The organism is Undibacterium pigrum (assembly GCF_003201815.1).
Taxonomy (GTDB): domain Bacteria; phylum Pseudomonadota; class Gammaproteobacteria; order Burkholderiales; family Burkholderiaceae_D; genus Undibacterium; species Undibacterium pigrum.
Window position 1 is genome coordinate 54,326 of record NZ_QJKB01000003.1, and the last position, 17,208, is coordinate 71,533.

A 17,208-nucleotide genomic window follows, 5' to 3' on the forward strand; every position below is an offset into this window, starting at 1 on the left:
ATATCTCTGTTCAAACATCAAAATAATCGACAGCAAGATTAATTGCATCGCCAAATGAAAACGTTTTCACAAACTGGAATTTATCACCGGATATCTGAGCTGTCAACGACTCACTTTTTAAAACTACACTCTCTCTATGGGAAAATAATGTGTGCACTTTAAAAAACAAAATTCCCTGCGCAATATTCTGAATATTTTCAATATGAAATTTGAAATCAATTTCAATGAAACCGGCGCGTTCTCTGCTAACAATACAACATGATATCAATTCAAAGACCTGCGCCATCTTTCATTCGCTGAAGCCCCATGTGTGATTGCCTTAGAGCCAGCAAACACTTAAATCCGGGGTATTTTGTGCGCCTGCTTATAATTTTTTTGCGTATGCATTGCTCATCTTTAAAAAATCCATGCTATCCTGCGCTTGAAAAGGTTTTCATAACAATGATGACTGATTCCAATTAAAACTATTAACGAGACAGCCTGTCAGCTCTTTTGTCATTCATGACTGGTCATATCCTCAAAAAAGAGGGTTCTGTACCAGCAGATACATAAGTGAACACCATTTGAAGCATCGCTCTATGAAGGGCTATGCAAGAATGAAAGCCAGCAGGCATGCCGCCCACTTGTAAAGAAGCGTGCAGCCCATGATTACTGAGACAGAAGTCAATATCCCGCCAGCAAGCCCGGCCAGGAAATCACCCTTGTTCTGGGTGCCGACCACTTACTTTACGATGGCGCTGGCCTATATGATGCTGACCAACGTCAGCGCCATCATGTTCAAGAACATGGGCATGGACAATGGCAAGGCCGCTGAATATGCCAGTTATCTCATTCTCGCCTATACCATCAAGCCACTGTTCGCCTCTTTTGTGGAAATGTACAAAACCAAGAAATTTTTTGTCATTTGCACGCAGTTGATCATTGCCGTTGGTTTTGTCGGTGTTGCACTGGTCATGTCCTTGCCAAACTATATGCTGATACTGATGGGTCTGTTCTGCGTCATTTCATTCCTTGGTGCGACGATGGACATCGCTGCTGATGGCGTTTATGTGACCTCGCTCGATAGCAAGGCACAGTCCCTATATTGCGGCATTCAAAGCCTGAGCTGGAACATCGGCCCCATCGTGGCGGCAGGTGGCCTGGTCTATTTGAGTGGCAAACTGCATACCGATTTTTTCCATCATGACCCCAAGGTATTTGGTGCGGACTGGATGGATGCCTGGCGCGTGATTTTCCTGATAGTGGCAGGTATCATCGCCCTCATGACGGCCTGGCATTTACGCACCATGCCTGAAGGCGCGAAAGCGGAAAATACTCCTGCAAATGTCAAAGATGCCTTATTCATCTTGCGCGATTCTTTCATTACTTTCTTCCAGAAACATGATGTCTGGCTGATGATCGCTTTTGCCTTCCTGTTCCGTCTCAGCATAGGTTTCCTGGAAAAAATCGGTCCCTTCTTCATGGTTGACCCTGTCAGCAAAGGTGGCCTGGGTCTATCCAATGAAATGCTGGGCCTGACCTACGGCACGTATGGCCTGATTGCAGTTTTGCTCGGCTCTTTGCTAGGTGGCTGGTTCGTCGCCAAACGTGGCCTGCAACCGACGCTATTCATACTATGCTGTGCAGTGAATATCCCGAATGCCAGCTTTCTGGTGATGAGCATATTCCAGCCAGAAAGCCTGTGGCTGATCACCGCTGGCGTTGCCATCGAAAAATTCTTCTTTGGCTTTGGCTCCGTCGGCTTCATGATTTACCTGATGCAGCAACTCGCACCCGGCAAATACACAACGACACACTACGCCTTCGGCACCGGCCTCATGGGCCTGTGTATGATGGTCACCGGTGTCATCAGTGGCCACTTGCAGCAATTGCTGGGTTATACAAATTATTTCATCTTCGTCATGCTGGCTACTATCCCTTCATTTGCAGTATGCTGGTTTGCGCCCTTCCACCAAAAGGAGTGAGTAGCCTGAATACCTGAATACCTGAATATAATAAAATAAAAGCGGCTCGTCCCAACCGTTCACGCTTTAACGTAACAAGTCCCCCACTTTTAATGCCGCCTCGTGCGGCATTTGTATTTTTCAGATTGTCACTACCTTGACCCGCGCTTGCTACTATCATCCAACCGACACAATTGACTGATATTCAATCGCAAGGAGCGTGCTTTCGCCGGGCTGCCGTGACCAATCCGCCCCATGAAACAAGCCAGCGCCAATATGTCATCTCCTAGCATCGCTTGCAAATCCCCATGCAGCTTCTGTAGCAGTATTGCGATGTCTGGATTGCTGCTGGGATTCTGTGCTGCCTGCACATACCAGTTGAATATCAAGGGTGTCATTTCCGGCTGCATTTGTATGCCCAGGCTACTGGCAGTCAGCCACAAGCGCTGTAAAGCACGACCTGCGGCGACATAGTCTTCCAGTGTGCGCGGGGCCTTTCTGGCTACCAGAATGAAATGTGCTGCGCAGGCGATACCAGGCAAAAAATCCAGTTGCAGACGTGGTAACCACGTGCCTGCAAGGTAACGATTCATCCAGCTGATCCGCGCCCAGCTATGCATTGCCCAGCGCATCAGTTTGAGTCCCAGCTTATCCATGCCTATGGCCTGATCAGGTATGCGATCGTGACTGAAACGTGCATTCCACTGGATGACATTTTTGTGTACTTGAAAAGCCTCTGGCATGGTCAGGCGTATTTTTGCGTTGCGCCATAACAGGCTGGCCATGCGCAGGCGACTACCCCAGCCCTCCTGCCATTGCAGACTGAAGTCCTTGCCGACTGCTGAATTCAGCGCCTGCTTTTCTGCTTTCGTCAAAGGCCGCGTGGATAAGGGTCGCCGTTGAACAGTACGTCGCTCGATCCAGGTCGCTAGTCCATCTGGTGTATGGCACAGGTCTGCCAGCAACTCCACTTCATAGACGGGGAAACGTACATTTGGTAAATCATGTTCATCATCCATGCGCTTGAAGACAGCGTGCAATTTTTGTTCACTGGCTGCGATATATATGGTTTCCAGCAATGCCCCCAGGGCAATCTGACTGGGTCGCCCCTCAAAATCATAAACCACAGTCTCGCGGGTGTCATAAGCATAAATATGGAAGCGACGACTATCCTGGATTTCAAAACGCCAGTTTTGTACATTATCTCCACTCGGTGCCCAGCGCGCTTTTTCCAGCACTTTTTCGACTGCGGACAAATCCCTGGTCTCAGTCTGGCTACTGGCAGCCAGGCTGGCGCCCAGTATTTTTCTGGCGATGCTTAATTTTAGCTTTTGCAAGGGATTGCGATTTCCGCCAGGCAGCCAGGTTTTTTTCAATGCCTGTCTGTAAGCGTCATAATGCACGCCATGCGGCGCAGGTCTTACCTGACCACGCTTGAGCAAAATCTTGAGTGCTTCGGTCGCGGCAACACCTGCACATAACTGACAAGCCATGACGGTGGACGGGCCCTTCTTCAAATCCAGCCGTATCCTGCCGGGATCCACCAGGTAAGCCATATGCAGGCGAGCTGGTGCAAGCCCAAGCAAAAAGCGCAAGCCTTGCTCGAATTCATCCTGCCCTTGCATCTGGAAATAGTCTTCAAAACTCATCCTGCCCGGCAGAAAAGTCAGCACTGCCGTTCCCATGCCCAGAGGTGCGGCAGTCACCGCCGGTATGCCTTTGCGGTAACAGGCAGCAAACACCTGACGTCGTATATCGAAGGCAAAAAAATCCAGGCTATCGATATAGATATCCACACCATCAAGAAAGGCATCCATATTGCCCAGGTCTACCCCATCCGGAAAAGCCTGTATCTCCAGTTCAGGATTAATATCCGCCGCCATGACCTGCATGACGCTGACCTTGGGTAAGCCCATGCTGGATTGAGTCGCCCCCGCCTGACGGTTGGTATTGGCGGTATCAAAATGATCGAAGTCGGCAATATGAAAACTGCCTATGCCAAGTCTGGCCAGGGTCAGCAGATGTGCGCCGCCAACCCCACCCATGCCTGCGATTGCCACACGTTTGTGGCGCAACTGTTCTTGCTCAAGTTCGCTCAACCAGCCCAGATTGCGGGAAAAAGCCTCTTCATAATCAAAGTTCCTGACCTGGCTTGCTGCCTCGGGGCAAACTGAATTCATGCTGCCCCCTTCTTGTTACGCTGTATTCCTATCAGGCGCCGGAGCAGGATATCCTCATCTTCTTGAGAAAAGAAATACGGGTAAAAGGAGCGCTCGGTGCTTGCCAGATGTGGCTGACCACCAAACTTATGGACCAGGCTCACACAGTAGTCCAACTCTATGCTCATCAATACCGAAGGGGCCTTGATCTGCTCATTCTCGCGTACTCCGCTCATACGACAAAAGTTCAAGGCCTGCTGATAGAAGCGCACATGCCTTGGATTGACTTCTATGCAGATGTCCGTGCAGGAATGAACGCGTGCGGCATTGATCACGGCGACGTGGAACAGGCCTCCCAATACCCGTTTGGATTTGATATCGCTGTCAACGGCCAATCTGGTGAACTCACAAATGCGACGTCCTTCCTTGCGCATGTGATCAATTTCTTTCTTGAATAGCTGATCCAGTTTCAATCCCTTGGGTGAATCAAGATTAACGCTGATGGTACCCACAGTCTCTTCTCCAATGGCAGCCTGCAGGGTCAGCATATTGGAATCTTCTTCCATCTGTGGGGCGCCGTAGCCACGCCAGGAGTAACGGTCATTGATCAGCACACTGACTGATTCCTTGTGCTGGCAGCTATCCAGCAAACGTATCTTGCATTCGTTGTTGATCGCAGATGTTGCGCTCGCTGATACCGCGATATTGCTCCCGGCTGCTGCACTCTCTTCGGCATGCGCCACTATATCCAGCGGCATGCTGATGACAGTGTTGGAACCGAGCGTGGTTGAGGTTTCCATATTTACTTCCTTTAATGAAAGTACCTTGTGAAAGTACTGAGTCAAACTCCTACGCTGCAATATCGACAGAAACAGCGGGGCCTGCCAGGACAGGCATACTGGTTTTCATCGCAAATTGGCTTACAGCAGACGTGGTCAAGCCTGGCTGAATTACGCCTGCATTTATCGAAGCAGTTTGGGTTGTGGTTGGTAGAGCCAGGCCTGGCCAGCCCTTAAGCGACTCTTAGTTGAACTGTGTCGACATCATGATCTGGCATCGTCGTTTCAGTGTGGAGAGCCAGTCGCCAGGGCCGGTATCGAGCGAACTCAAACCCTCTATGAGCGTTACGAGATAGAGAGAGAAAAGGCATTGCGCCATGACGGCAGATTCTTCTTCATTAAGCTTCATATTGTCATACTCCGTGCGCCCTGCCAGTTCTCCTATAAAAGCCTGTTGTAGTGGCCGGAAAAAAGCAGGGTTATCAAACATCGTATCCTTCAGCAGTTCCATACTGAGCGAACGCTGATTCCCGTAATAGGCGTACATGGCTTCGGCATAATGCAGTAAAGCCGCCACCACTCCCGCCCGCTCCGGCATGCTTATTGATGTTGTGTGCAGAATATTCGTAATATCGTCCAGCAAAATTTCTCTCAGCAATTGCCGTTTGTCTGGAAAATGAACAAACACACTACCTATGCTGACGCCTGCCGATTCTGCAATCATGCGAGTGGTCGTCCCCTCGTAACCATGTTCCAGAAACAGTTTTTTTGAAGTCGCCAACAAGCTTATGCGTGTCTGGTCCTTCTGTAATTGTCGAGAATTCTTATTCATCCCTACACTTTACCCTGTGGCAAGACAAAATGAAGCAATTCTGATATTCACAGCAAGGATTACTTATTATTTTCAATAATCATGCTCAATGAGCATGATCAATTTAATTAAAAAGTTGGAATACGTCAATATTTTTTGCGATGCTGCAAAGGTGGAAGGATCGATTTCAGGTTTTAATCCAGAAAAGCCGCGATGAGAAATCGCCATAAAAAGGCAATAATAATCGTATCAAGAAGATAAATTATGATCCGGAAAAATTCTCAGATGATGGATCACCTTGCTTTTCTAAAAGACCAGAAACAACTTCTTCTTACTTTAGTGCAACTTTTGCGAATTACGCTTAAATTCCCCATTCCAGGCCAGCGATGCACTTACGACAAGAATATATCCAAGTTAAAACCTGATACTAGAAATCTCATTACAAATGCTTACACAATTTGCAATCACCATGTCGCAGCAGAAAAACTATAGCTAGCTTGTTTTTTGCTTATTTTTTTGTTTATTTATTAGCCACATAAGCAAATTACTTTATTCCAGGCCTATACTTAAATCCAGTGCCCTGCCAGCTATTTGGCTTGATTTAGCGATCCAGGGTGCATGGTTTGCAAGCTCACCTATGTTTATTTTTTGCATATCCATAGATGAAAAAATTACTTCCGGCTTATCCGCCGGTATCGCTAGCATGGCTGCCTCTTTAACAAAGGATGGACAAGCCATGTATTCATCATATGCAGGCTTGGAGAAAAAAATAATGACAAAACAAACTGATCCCGCAGTACTTGCGTTGATTGGCAATACCCCTATGGTCAAAGTCACCCGCTTTGATACGGGGCTGTGTGAATTATTCCTCAAACTGGAATCACAAAACCCTGGCGGCTCCATCAAGGACCGCATAGGCAGGTCGATGATAGAAACTGCAGAACGCGAAGGTCGCCTGCAGGCAGGCGGCACCGTAATCGAAGCCACGGCTGGTAATACAGGTCTGGGTCTGGCACTGGTAGCGCGTGCCAAGGGTTACCGCGTAGTACTGGTGGTACCGGACAAGATGTCCACAGAAAAAATCCTGCACCTGAAAGCCATGGGTGCAGAAGTCCACATCACGCGCTCTGATGTGGGCAAGGGGCACCCTGAGTATTATCAGGACTATGCAGCACGCCTGGCCAAAGAGATACCTGGCTCCTATTTTGCCGACCAGTTCAATAACACGACCAACCCGCTCGCACATGAAACCACGACGGGACCAGAAATCTGGGCGCAGACTGACCACAGAATCGACGCCATCGTCGTCGGCGTAGGTTCGGGCGGCACGCTGACTGGCCTGACACGTTATTTCAACAAGGTCCAGCCCGCGCTGGAATTTGTACTGGCTGATCCCAAAGGTTCGATACTGACTGAGTATGTAGAGACAGGCAATATCAATGAAGTCAGCGGTTCCTGGGCGGTAGAAGGCATAGGTGAAGATTTCATTCCTGGCATTGCCGACCTCAGCTCTGTCAAACATGCCTATACGATTGACGATGCCGAGAGCTTTGGCACCGCACGTGAACTGCTGCGCGCAGAAGGCATACTAGCCGGTTCTTCTACCGGCACCCTGCTGGCCGCAGCTCTGCGCTATTGCCGCGCCCAGACTACACCCAAGCGTGTTGTCACCTTTGTCTGTGACACTGGCACACGCTATCTGTCCAAGGTGTATAACGATAACTGGATGACAGACCAGGGCTTGCTCAAGCGTAAAAACTATAACGATCTGCGCGATATCATCAGCCGCCGTTACGATGAAGGCGGCGTCATCAGCGTCAATGCCAGCGACACCCTGATGGTGGCGTTCAACCGCATGCGCAGTGCCGATATCTCACAACTGCCTGTCATACGTGATGGCGCGATTATCGGTATCATTGATGAATCAGACCTGCTGTTAAAAGTATCAGCCGATGCCAGCCTGTTCCGCAGTGCCGTAGAAGACACCATGACCAGCCAGATAGAAACCCTGGCACCGGATGCGAGCATCGCTGCTTTACGCGCAACACTGGACCGCGGCCTGGTTGCCATCATTGCAGCCGAACAGCCGGAAAAACAGTTTTATGGCCTGATTACCCGCTTTGACCTCCTTAACCATATGCGCAGGACACTTTCATGAGCTATCCCGAATACAAGAAGCCTACCCATCCGCAAGCCTTTGGCACGCGTGTCATCCACGCCGGGCAGTTCCCTGACCCGGTCACGGGTGCCATCATGCCGCCTATCTATGCAACCTCCACCTTCGTGCAGGACAGCCCAGGTGTCCACAAGGGCCTGGACTATGGCCGCTCGCACAATCCTACCCGCTGGGCGCTGGAACGCGCCGTAGCTGACCTCGAAGGCGGCGCGCAGGCATTTGCCTTTGCCTCTGGTCTGGCAGCGATAGCCACTGTGCTGGAAATCGTCGACAGTGGCGCTCATATCATCGCCGGTGATGATATGTATGGCGGCAGCTACCGTCTGTTTGAACGCGTGCGCAAACGCAGTGCTGGCCTGCAGTTCACTTATGTGGACATGACCAAGCCAGAAGAAGTGCTGGCCGCGATACGCCCTGACACCAAAATGCTGTGGGTAGAAACACCGACCAACCCCATGCTGAAACTGGCTGATCTGCGCGCCATTGCCAAGATTTGCCGCGAGCACAATATCATCGCCGTGGCTGACAATACCTTTGCCAGCCCCAAGGTACAACGTCCACTGGAACTGGGTTTCGATATCGTCGTCCATTCCATGACCAAATACCTGAATGGTCACTCGGATATCATCGGCGGTGTTGCCATCGTTGGTGGCGAAGCACATCAGGCTGACTGGCGTGAGCGTCTGGGCTTTTTGCAAAATTCCGTTGGTGCGATCGCCAGCCCTTTCGACAGCTTCCTCGCCTTGCGCGGTATCAAAACGCTCAATATCCGCGTTGAACGCCATAACTCAAATGGCCTGGACCTCGCACGCTGGCTGGAAAAACAGCCCAAGGTCAAGAAGGTCTATTACCCGGGTCTGGCAAGCCACCCGCAACATGAGCTGGCCAAACAGCAGATGGATGGCTTTGGCGGCATCATTTCCATAGAACTCGATACCGACCTGGCAGGCGCACGCCGCTTCCTGGAACGTTGCGAAGTATTCGCCCTGGCCGAGAGCCTGGGTGGCGTAGAAAGCCTGATAGAACATCCGGCCATCATGACGCATGCAACGATTCCTGCAGAGCAAAGAGCCAGGCTGGGTATCACAGATTCATTCATACGCCTGTCAGTAGGTATAGAAGATGTGGAAGACTTGAGGCAGGATTTGCAGTCTGCTCTCGATGCTGTTTGATCAAACTTTGATTAAGCTATAATTGACAAGCCCGGCATAGACAACCGGGCTTGCCATGTTTTACTCGCGATACCAGTCAGGTAAAAAACTTCTACTACCGCTGACTCGCTGATATTTTCCTTTGGCTTCATCATAGTGAAATACCATGGTGGAACGAGGGGCACTAGGGATGACCTCATAGCTCGTGAAGTATTCGCCATTGGCATCGGGTAAGTCGTGACGTTCTATTTCGCGATACTCAAACATCTTTGCATTTGCACTCAATACGATTTCCCCGGGCAAGTCTTTGCCTGGCTTAAGCTCCAGCTTGACCTGTATGTCCAGGCAATTACCATCCCTCCCCTCCCTATCATTCAAACGCACACGTTCAGGCTTGCCTGGTGCTTTCTTCATACGCCTGGTGCAATCGGCATGATTGAATTCTTTCATGAGCAACATGAAATCCTGGTTTTCAGGCAAGAGAGTTGTGATCTGATGCTGTCTCAGCATATACAGTCTGGCGAGTACATCAGTTTCACCTCTTTGAGATTGACTATATTCAATCAATAATCCCTGCCTGGCTGGTGCCAGTTCGATGATTTTTACTGCTTTGATTTCCTGCACAGACCGCAAGCTGTCGATGTCATCCTGCCTGGCTTCGAGCAACCATTTTTCACCATCACGCTTGAACCAATAAGCTGCCAGTACATCCCTGCTGATTTTGCCAGTGTCCTCAGGAATCGCCCTGGTCAGCAGGACCGCCCTGTCGTCTGCTAGCTTCAATACTTTGACAGGTGCCAAGTACATGCCATTTTTGTTGAACCCATCGTCCTGGATTTTCAATATAGGTCGCTTGACTATGGAATCTGCCTGCCAGCCTTTGAAAACCAGTTTCATTAGCGCATCAGGCTCCAGAGTATCGGCATATTCTGTCTTGGAACAGGCAGTCACAAACAAGAGCATGGACAATAATATGCATCGCAAGAAATAATACACTGACAGCATCCCAGGCAAAGAAAGTGACAATTCTAGCCCAGGGGTTTTATTGCATACAGACGCTTCACGTCTGCTTACAATTTTGCAACCAGGAAATTCAGGCAGGCGTTAAAGAAGTATTACGGCGTTGCCAGAATGGCTGGTCCGCCCAGCGTTGCTCCTGCTGATACCAGACTCGCAGATGATGCAGATAAGCTGCCTGTATGGAATTCAGTTCCGCCACGTAAGCAGCTTGTGCCTCAGCATCATAATGAGACGCAGCTTCTGCTGCAGCGAGACCGGTGTACAAAGCATTAAAAATGCCCTGTGAAGATAGAGGATCAAAACTCAGCGCGGCATCGCCGATGGCCAGCCAATTGGAGCCGGCAAACTGCTCCAGCACCGCAGTGTGGGCAGCACAGTATCCATGCTGCTGCCGTGGCACAAAACCATATTCATCAAGACATGCCGACAATTGCGTATTCTGGCGCAGACGCTGCAATAGCCCTTGCTGATGATTGCAGGCCGTCGCTGCTGGTAAATCTGCATCGGTGTAGAACGCCACAATGCGGCCCTGACCTGGCAGGGATGAGCTATACCACCAGCCGCCAGCTTCGGCACTGATGTGACTGGAGCCTGCGCTATTGTCAGTGTCCCTGCCTATCAGCCAGCTGCACACCAGTTTGTCCGTGGCTTTGCGGGCTATGCCCAGTTGCCGTGTCATTAGTGATTTTCTGCCGCTGGCGTCGATCAGCATCCTGGTTTCTACCTGCACCGTCTTGCCTTGCACGGCGATGACAGCATCCCAATATTCTGGATTGCTTTTCGCAGGTGTAAAAGACAGCAACTTGCTCTGTCTCAGCAAAGCTGCACCACGCTCTTGCGCGACATTCTGCAACCAGCAATCAAAACGATGACGGTCCAAATACCAGCCATGTCCATCGAGATTGCGCATGGCATCTTGCTCTATCGCCAGATCACTGCCCCAGTGGCTGATATTCAAATGCGCAGGCTGATGGCCTTGCTGCAAAAATGCTTCATACAAACCCATGTCAGCCAGCAGCTTACCTGCTGCAGCTGGTAGGGATTCGCCTATGCGCATGGCTGCTGGAGGTGCGGCTTCCAGCATGACTACTTTTTGAAACGGTGCCAAGTTCAGGGCAAAGGCAGAGCCCGCAGGCCCTGCCCCCAGCACCAAGGCATCTATCTGCAACGTTCCCACGTCTAACGATGCAAACCACGCGGGAAGCGGCGTACTTTTTCTATCGTCATGATATCGACAGATTCAGCATTCGTCACTTCTGCGGCCCCTACCCTGGCATGCTCATCATGTGCGACATGCTGAGCATTTGGTGCAGGCATGTCGGCGATAGGTATATGCTGGTCTTCGACTTCAAACTCCGCCGGGAAGTGTGCATGATCAGATGGACCGGGATGCACTTCCACCACACCGAGATGATCAAAATGATGGATCATATTATTGATCTGGTCGGTATAACTGGTGCTGCCCAGCGGGTTGATCCACGAGGCACGGTTGGCGAATGCGGCCAGCCTTTCACCCAGCGGCTTTTTCTCATCCATGACGACGGCATAGTTTTGCTTGGTCAAAACCTGATTAGGTACGCGGGCTGGCCAGAAGCTTGGCACATAAGGGTCATACGACTTGTCGTAACCGGAACGGCAGCTTGCCGTATCTGTCTGCCAGGGTACTGCCATCCAGCGGGTGATGCCGCCAGCCTGCTGGCCGTACAAGGGGCCGTTTGGTATGGTGACGCCATCGCTGGTGAGTATTTCGCCCAGACCAGGTGCGATCCAGCCATCAAGTGCATGGGCAAAACGGAACGGCGCCATATACATGGTGCTGGCACGTACCGGCCAGGTCATTTCGCAACCTGGGTGAAAGGCATCAGCCAGGCAAAAGTCCAGCGCTGCCTGAGTCAGTGTGTCACCCTGCTGCTCCAGCGGCACCTGATCTATGCGTTCAGCATGTTTGCGTTCGGGGTCGTAGTCTTCGACAAAGTTGCCTTCTGCCCATTCCATCAGCATCGCCAATTGCGTTGCCGTCAGCGAAGCATTTTGCCTTGGTGTTTGCGCTGCTGGGATAGCCATGGCATCGCCATACAACCACGGCCAGGGTTTGGGTGACCATGCATCAACTTCATAATTGCGGAACTGGTTGGCGATGGTGCGGCGCAATTCTACATAGGCGGTGTTATTGCTGGCCAGACGCGACAAAGCATCTGCACTGGTGAGGTCAATCGCGCCCTTCCAGCCAAAGCCTGCATTGAAGCCAGCATTCACCCATTGCAAGCCATTCAGGCGCTCAAACAGGGGCAGGATGTCGAAAGTAAAGCTGGGACGTTTAGGCTTGGGCAAAGTACCGGCAGTAATGGCGACATCGCGCATCAAATCCCACATGGTGCGCACTGATTTTCTTTGTGGCGCATAGTTCGGTGGGGCGACGACGACCCAGGACGGCTCTACCATCAATTCCAGACCTTCATAGACGACTGTGGCGTTGATGGGGCCGTCAGAAGTATCATCATGCCAGCCTTCATTATTGGCGAAGGTGATGGCGCGGCTATTGTCGTAAGAGGCGGATACACCATGCCCACCCAATACAATCAAACGACCTTGTTCATCGGTAAAAGCCTCGCCCAGATATACAGGCTTGCCCATGAATTTGCCATCATCAAAACGCTGCGGTTTGGATTTTTTGCCGCTTACTTTTCTCTGTTTGGGCGTGATGGACAACATGGTCCTGTCGGGCACTGCCGCATTGCGCAAGGTGGTTTGCGGTGCCGAAGCAGCTTCTGGAATATCCAGCGCCAGCTGGAAGCCATACCAGGCGGACTTGGTATTGGCGAGTTGCACCTGCCATTCTACCTTGGCATTGTCGGCATTGAGTTCCTTGACGATCTCTCCCTTGGCATTCACGCCATAGACGCGGAACCTGGCACCCTGGCGCTTGAGTTTTTTATGGGCATCGCGGTAGTAGCCTGGTGCTTCTGGTTTTGGATAAGGCACTTCCGGCCCAAGGAACCATTCCTTCTCACTGGTGCCTACACGCGCCACACCTATGGACGGGTAAATCACGGCCTTGACGATGCAGGTGTCTTTGACGACAGTCTCTGCCTTTGCTTGGCCTATCGCGTGAAAGGGACAGCCCGCAGTCGGGGAGCGCGGTTCACGCGGGTCTTGCAGGCTTTGCCCGTTGGCTTCATGTCTGGCATCTGCGCCTGCTGCATACACGACTTTGCGCGCCTCGGCGATGGAACCCACTGGTGCCTGCTCTGGCGGCACGCGCCAGATATTGAAGGCCAGGCCCTGACCATATTCAGACTGTCCACGCACACTGATATCCTGCTGCGGCAAGATCAGAGTAGCGACATGGATGAAAGGACTTTCTGATTCCGGCCATTCCACCGTTGCCTCATCCAGCGGCATGGTTTTGGGATTGGTACGCAGTTGCACCATGAAGCGGAACTGGTATTCACGCTTGGCCAGGCGATTGCACATATCAACGGCCAGATAATCGCGCTCATCATTTGGTACGTTCTCTGGCGGAGTGACCGGCTCCAGGCGGTATTTGACGTATTCTTTTTTTCCAGCCTGGAAAGGCAGAATGGCCCAGTAAGTCGTGGTCAGGGTACTACCCTCGACCTTTTCCATCTGGTCCAGTATTTTTGCTGTCTTGGGATGTTTTTTCAGATAGCCGGGATAGTCCTGTGCGACCACACCGGCATAAGTGAACTCCACCATCTCCTTGGCATTATCAACAAAAAAGACTGGGAAGTTTTGCATGATGAAGTCAGCAGTGTCGCCATCATCACCCAGCGCCTTGGGGCCTGGCACACCAAACAGTTTGATACCTATGCCCAGGGTTGAATACAGGTCAGGCGAAGTTGGCGTGGTGTCGCTGGAAAACCTGACCCAGGCATCCAGGCTCTCATGCGCAAAAACACCGACCTTGAGTTTCGCCGGTATTTTCTTTTCCATGACCAGCCTGGCGCTGGCAACCCCATGTAACTTGCGGAACACCGCACGCTCCGCCGGACGCTGGCCCAGCCTGATGCGGTTCCCTTGCGCAATGCCGACGAACATCTCGGTCAGGCGCTCTGGTGCCTGGTTGGCCTGGTCAAAACATGGCGGAATGGGGTCTTGATCTTTGCTCATACACTGTCTCCCTTTTTGTACTGTATGCGGACTTTGGCTTTGGCTAGTACATACGTTGACACGGACATTTACCGGACACACATAGCAAGGCGTGTCCGGCAAACATGAAAATCAGGAATGCAGGATGATTATTTGATAATATTAAATTTTCGTCAAGTTCGGATGGCCGCGAATGTGCATTTTTGACAAAACTTGACGATGTTGGTCTGGGGTATGAATGCATGCCCCGGGCAAAGTCATTTAGCCCCGACTTCACCCGTCATGAGGCGGTTGAAATAGACCGTACCCTGCCCTTTGCGCAAGCCATACAATTGCGCAGGGCGATTGCTGCCCAGACGCCATTTTCCCGGCAACTCTTCCAGAAAGTCACCTTCCCGGATGCGCTTGCGAAATGCGCTCTTGTCCACCAGACGCCCCAGCAAGACCTGGTATACGCGCTGCAGCTCAGACAGGGTAAATTCTTCCGGCAATAGATGCGCTGGCAAAGAGGTGTATTCCACCTTGTTGCGCAGGCGCTGGACAGCAACATCGAGTATCTGCGCATGGTCAAAGGCCAGCTTGGGCAAGCCCTCGTCCGACTCAACCGGACACCAGCGCACGGCATCGGCATTGCCACCATGGCTGAGCGTGATGCGGTCAGAAGAGATCAGGGCAAAATAAGCAAAGGTAGTAGACCAGCCACGCGGATCACGGTTGCGGCTGCCAAAACCCTGCAATTGTTCAAGATAAGGCGCTTCCACACCTGTCTTTTCCTTGAGCTTGCGCAGGGCTGCGCCATCCAGGTCTATATCATTATGGATATCAATAAAGCCGCCAGGCAAACTCCATTGCCCCTTGCAAGGATGGTCACCTCGCTTGACCAGCAAGACTTGCAGAGTCTGGTCCCTGATCGTGAAAATCACCAGGTCTACACTCGTCAAGGGAACATCATAGTCATGGATATTGTAATTGAGCAGAAATTCTTTTTCGCCTTGTTTAGCAGTCGCCATGCTTTTTCCCCTGAGTATTCAATGCTGACATTGTAAGCGATAGCAGCATTTAGTACAAATCCGTCACTAAGTTCGTAAATATTTAAAACTAACTTAGTTGATATTTACAACAAAGTATCTTATATTACAGTCAGCACGAAATAAATCGAGAACGATATGGAACTCAATAACTACGGTGCAGGCGTATTTGGCATCAAAAATTTCATCACTGAAGAAGAATGCGAACGCATGATCTTTACCAGTGAACAAATGGGCTATGAAGAAGCCATGGTGCAAACTGGCACAGGCATGTGCATGTTCAAGGAAATACGCAACAATGACCGTATCATCTTTGATGACAAGGCACTGGCAGCAGCGATCTTTGAAAGAGCAAAACTATTCCTGCCTGCAGAATTGAAAGAATGGCGCTTGCTGGGTCTGAATGAACGCTTTCGTTTCTACCGCTACGAGCCTGGCCAATACTTCAAATGGCATAAGGATGGGAACTATGCCCGCACAGAAGATGAAGTCAGCTTTTTAACTCTGCTGATTTATCTCAATGGTGACTACACTGGCGGCAGCACATCCTTTCGCTGGGAAACGATACAGCCAGAAAAAGGCATGGCGCTGGTTTTCCCGCATATGATGTTGCATCAGGGTGCCCCTGTAGAGAGTGGTGTGAAATATGTCTTGCGTACAGATGTGATGTACAAGAATATAGCTAACTCCCAGTAAGAAAAATGATGCATGGCTTTGCATCAAGTAGAGATTACGGGGCATACTCTAATTTTTGCGTAAGGGCTTGCAAGGCATGCTTAGTCAATTCAGTCTCAGGTTGTTAGTCGCACTAACTTGCTTAGTCCATATCTGCGCTCATGCTGGCAGCACCGAAGCACCAGGCGCACATACAACAAGGCTGAAGCAACTCAAGGAAGCAGAGACAGGACTACTGGAAGCCCAGTCCAGGACTTATCCTGATGATAAAGCCAAACGTGCGGTGCTCAATTCTAAATATCTGTCTTTAGGATTGATGCGTTCCATGGTTGCCGATGGCGACGGTGCAGTTGCGGCGTTCAATCGCATGCCTGTCGAAGATGTTCCAGCAACAAAGAGTGAATTTGACAGCATCAATCATGCAATAGCTGAAGACGCTATTGCTGCCATCGTCCGTGAAGCAAAGAAAACACGGGTAGTCATTTTAAACGAAGCGCATCATGTGCCCATGCATAGAGCATTTGCGATGAAGCTGGCACGGGAATTAAAGAAGGCAGGTTATACCTACCTGGCCTGTGAGGCCTTCAGTATGTATGATGACTTCCCTTTGCAAAAACAATACGTCAGCGAAAAAGCGGGTATTTTAACTAAAGAATCCACATATGCCAATTTCTTGCGCGATGCCATGCAGGGTCAATGGAAGTTTGTCAGCTATGAACCAGTCAATGGGCCGCGTGAATCAGAAATGGCAAAAAAATCTGGTGCAAAAAATATTCAGGCAAGACCCCAAGGCAAAAGTCTTTATCTATGTCGGCTATGGCCATGCCTATGAATTCCCCATAGCTGAGACAGATGATGACAAATCCAAAATGGCAGCGCAATTAAAAAGACTGACGGGCATCAATCCATTGACGATAGACCAGACGGCCATGTATGAACATGTCGATTCAAAAAGGCAAAGCAATTTGTATAAAGCTGCCCTTGCCAAAATGAAACAGGAAAAACCGTTTGTGCTCAAGTCTGACAATCAACATTATTTAAAACTGGGCATCAATAATAAACTGGTCGACATGCAAGTCATCTACCCGGCCTATTCCAGCAGCCCTGCAACTGGCAGAGCCAGCTGGCTGGCTACACTGGCGGGATTTACGCCCAGGGACATTCCAAAAGAATTACTACCTGCTACAGGACGACGCCTTATCTATGCTTATCACAAACAAGAGCCGGCAGATGGCGTGCCAGCAGATGTAGTGATCGTGGAAGCAGGCAAAGCTGCACCTAAATTAATGCTACCACCAGGCGAGTTCCGCTTTGCTTTTGAAGACTGAACAAGCAGAACTCAGTCTGGCAACCTGC

The 17,208-nt window shown here is 50.5% G+C and carries 13 protein-coding genes; 6 read left to right on the forward strand and 7 right to left on the reverse strand.

The annotated features are described in order from the left end of the window. The first annotated feature begins 644 nt into the window (after window positions 1-644). Complete coding sequence (locus DFR42_RS11130) at window positions 645-1,964, forward strand: MFS transporter (RefSeq protein WP_110255067.1); 1,320 nt, start codon at window positions 645-647, stop codon at window positions 1,962-1,964. Window positions 1,965-2,095: 131 nt separating this feature from the next. Here the strand turns inward: DFR42_RS11130 and DFR42_RS29960 are convergent, their stop codons facing one another. The 3 genes from DFR42_RS29960 to DFR42_RS11150 form a co-directional block, all read right to left on the reverse strand. Then, window positions 2,096-4,123, reverse strand: a complete 2,028-nt coding sequence (locus tag DFR42_RS29960; protein WP_110255068.1) for a ThiF family adenylyltransferase — start codon at window positions 4,121-4,123, stop codon at window positions 2,096-2,098. Then, on the reverse strand, window positions 4,120-4,902 hold the full coding sequence (locus tag DFR42_RS11140) for an N-acyl amino acid synthase FeeM domain-containing protein (RefSeq protein WP_110255069.1): 783 nt from the start codon (window positions 4,900-4,902) through the stop codon (window positions 4,120-4,122). The genes DFR42_RS29960 and DFR42_RS11140 overlap by 4 nt, the downstream gene beginning before the upstream one ends. Window positions 4,903-5,125: 223 nt before the next feature. Further along, on the reverse strand, window positions 5,126-5,713 hold the full coding sequence (locus DFR42_RS11150; protein ID WP_110255071.1) for a TetR/AcrR family transcriptional regulator: 588 nt from the start codon (window positions 5,711-5,713) through the stop codon (window positions 5,126-5,128). A 751-nt stretch (window positions 5,714-6,464) separates the two neighbouring features. Between DFR42_RS11150 and DFR42_RS11160 the strand changes: the two genes are divergently transcribed. Both DFR42_RS11160 and DFR42_RS11165 read left to right on the forward strand, forming a co-directional pair. Beyond that, on the forward strand, window positions 6,465-7,850 hold the full coding sequence (locus tag DFR42_RS11160) for a pyridoxal-phosphate dependent enzyme (RefSeq protein ID WP_110255515.1): 1,386 nt from the start codon (window positions 6,465-6,467) through the stop codon (window positions 7,848-7,850). After that, entirely contained in the window at window positions 7,847-9,040 is a 1,194-nt protein-coding gene (locus DFR42_RS11165; RefSeq protein ID WP_110255073.1) for a trans-sulfuration enzyme family protein, read from the forward strand. The genes DFR42_RS11160 and DFR42_RS11165 overlap by 4 nt, the downstream gene beginning before the upstream one ends. Window positions 9,041-9,100: 60 nt before the next feature. On the opposite strand, the gene DFR42_RS11170 is transcribed toward DFR42_RS11165, so the two are convergent. The 4 genes from DFR42_RS11170 to DFR42_RS11185 form a co-directional block, all read right to left on the reverse strand. Further along, window positions 9,101-10,045: a hypothetical protein gene (locus DFR42_RS11170; protein ID WP_170133489.1), complete on the reverse strand. Its 945-nt coding sequence runs from the start codon at window positions 10,043-10,045 to the stop codon at window positions 9,101-9,103. A gap of 67 nt (window positions 10,046-10,112) precedes the next feature. After that, on the reverse strand, window positions 10,113-11,216 hold the full coding sequence (locus tag DFR42_RS11175; protein ID WP_245936927.1) for a tryptophan 7-halogenase: 1,104 nt from the start codon (window positions 11,214-11,216) through the stop codon (window positions 10,113-10,115). 2 nt (window positions 11,217-11,218) lie between these two features. Beyond that, a complete protein-coding gene (locus DFR42_RS11180) occupies window positions 11,219-14,170 on the reverse strand; it encodes a LodA/GoxA family CTQ-dependent oxidase (RefSeq protein WP_110255076.1) in 2,952 nt (983 codons plus the stop codon). A 236-nt stretch (window positions 14,171-14,406) separates the two neighbouring features. Next, entirely contained in the window at window positions 14,407-15,159 is a 753-nt protein-coding gene (locus DFR42_RS11185) for an NUDIX hydrolase (RefSeq protein ID WP_110255077.1), read from the reverse strand. Window positions 15,160-15,315: 156 nt separating this feature from the next. Here DFR42_RS11185 and DFR42_RS11190 point away from each other — a divergent pair, with 156 nt between their 5' ends. The 3 genes from DFR42_RS11190 (at window position 15,316) to DFR42_RS11200 (ending at window position 17,180) form a co-directional block, all read left to right on the forward strand. Continuing rightward, the gene (locus DFR42_RS11190) at window positions 15,316-15,873 is read left to right on the forward strand and encodes a 2OG-Fe(II) oxygenase (protein ID WP_110255078.1); all 558 of its coding nucleotides are present in this window, start codon (window positions 15,316-15,318) and stop codon (window positions 15,871-15,873) included. Window positions 15,874-15,949: 76 nt separating this feature from the next. After that, a complete protein-coding gene (locus DFR42_RS11195; RefSeq protein ID WP_110255079.1) occupies window positions 15,950-16,684 on the forward strand; it encodes a ChaN family lipoprotein in 735 nt (244 codons plus the stop codon). Continuing rightward, the gene (locus DFR42_RS11200; RefSeq protein WP_110255080.1) at window positions 16,614-17,180 is read left to right on the forward strand and encodes a hypothetical protein; all 567 of its coding nucleotides are present in this window, start codon (window positions 16,614-16,616) and stop codon (window positions 17,178-17,180) included. Before DFR42_RS11195 ends, DFR42_RS11200 begins: the two co-directional genes overlap by 71 nt. Window positions 17,181-17,208: the final 28 nt, after the last annotated feature.

Coding starts and splice junctions, on each gene's coding strand:
- DFR42_RS11190 (WP_110255078.1), top strand. CDS start 15,316: ATGGAACTCAATAACTACGGTGCAGGCGTATTTGGCATCAAAAATTTC.
- DFR42_RS11165 (WP_110255073.1), top strand. CDS start 7,847: ATGAGCTATCCCGAATACAAGAAGCCTACCCATCCGCAAGCCTTTGGC.
- DFR42_RS11195 (WP_110255079.1), top strand. CDS start 15,950: ATGCTTAGTCAATTCAGTCTCAGGTTGTTAGTCGCACTAACTTGCTTA.
- DFR42_RS11150 (WP_110255071.1), bottom strand. CDS start 5,713: ATGAATAAGAATTCTCGACAATTACAGAAGGACCAGACACGCATAAGC.
- DFR42_RS11160 (WP_110255515.1), top strand. CDS start 6,465: ATGACAAAACAAACTGATCCCGCAGTACTTGCGTTGATTGGCAATACC.
- DFR42_RS11180 (WP_110255076.1), bottom strand. CDS start 14,170: ATGAGCAAAGATCAAGACCCCATTCCGCCATGTTTTGACCAGGCCAAC.
- DFR42_RS11185 (WP_110255077.1), bottom strand. CDS start 15,159: ATGGCGACTGCTAAACAAGGCGAAAAAGAATTTCTGCTCAATTACAAT.
- DFR42_RS11130 (WP_110255067.1), top strand. CDS start 645: ATGATTACTGAGACAGAAGTCAATATCCCGCCAGCAAGCCCGGCCAGG.
- DFR42_RS11140 (WP_110255069.1), bottom strand. CDS start 4,902: ATGGAAACCTCAACCACGCTCGGTTCCAACACTGTCATCAGCATGCCG.
- DFR42_RS29960 (WP_110255068.1), bottom strand. CDS start 4,123: ATGAATTCAGTTTGCCCCGAGGCAGCAAGCCAGGTCAGGAACTTTGAT.